At 48.9% G+C, this 820-nt stretch carries 1 rRNA gene; it reads right to left on the bottom strand.

The annotated features are described in order from the left end of the window. Positions 1–820, bottom strand: a 23S ribosomal RNA gene (locus tag ACTQ3V_RS15630); the annotation flags it as partial.

The following is an 820-nucleotide window of genomic DNA, read 5'->3' as shown; positions in this document are numbered from 1 at the left end:
TCTACCTGTGTCGGTTTGCGGTACGGGCACCTTAGTATACACATAAGCTTTTCTCGTCTCTCTCGCCAGTGACTTCCCTACTATATTTCGGTCCCTTACGCCCGGGGCAACCATCGCCCGGGTTCACCTTAAAGAAAGCGTCCCTTATGCTTAAAGTTCGGTGGTTACGGAATTTCTACCGTATGTGCATCGACTACGCCTTTCGGCCTCGCCTTAGCTCCCGACTAACCTTGGGCGGACGAACCTTCCCCAAGAAACCTTAGATTTTCGGCCATTATGATTCTCACATAATTCTCGCTACTTATTCCGGCATTCTCACTCGTATGAAGTCCACCAGTGCTTCCGCTCTGACTTCGCCCCGCATACGACGCTCCCCTACCCAATGTACAAAGTACAATGCCTAAGCTTCGGTTTCATGCTTAGCCCCGTTACATTTTCTGCGCAAAACCACTCGACCAGTGAGCTATTACGCACTCTTTGAATGAGTGGCTGCTTCTAAGCCAACATCCTGGTTGTCTTCGCAGTTTCACATCATTTTCCACTTAGCATGAATTTGGGACCTTAGCTGTAGATCTGGGCTGTTTCCCTTTTGACCACGAGACTTATCTCACGTAGTCTGACTGCTATTCATCAATTATCCGGCATTCAGAGTTTGATAGGGTTCGGTAACCTCGCGGCCCCTAGCCCATTCAGTGCTTTACCTCCGGTAATCTAAAATAACGCTAGCCCTAAAGCTATTTCGGGGAGAACCAGCTATCTCCGAGTTCGATTGGAATTTCTCCGCTATCCACAAGTCATCCCCGGCTTTTTCAACAGACGT

Source organism: Candidatus Agathobaculum pullicola (genome assembly GCF_052117205.1).
Classification (GTDB): domain Bacteria; phylum Bacillota; class Clostridia; order Oscillospirales; family Butyricicoccaceae; genus Agathobaculum; species Agathobaculum pullicola.
The sequence above is the reverse complement of the archived record's forward strand: the minus strand, read 5'-3'. Positions and strand labels throughout refer to the sequence as shown.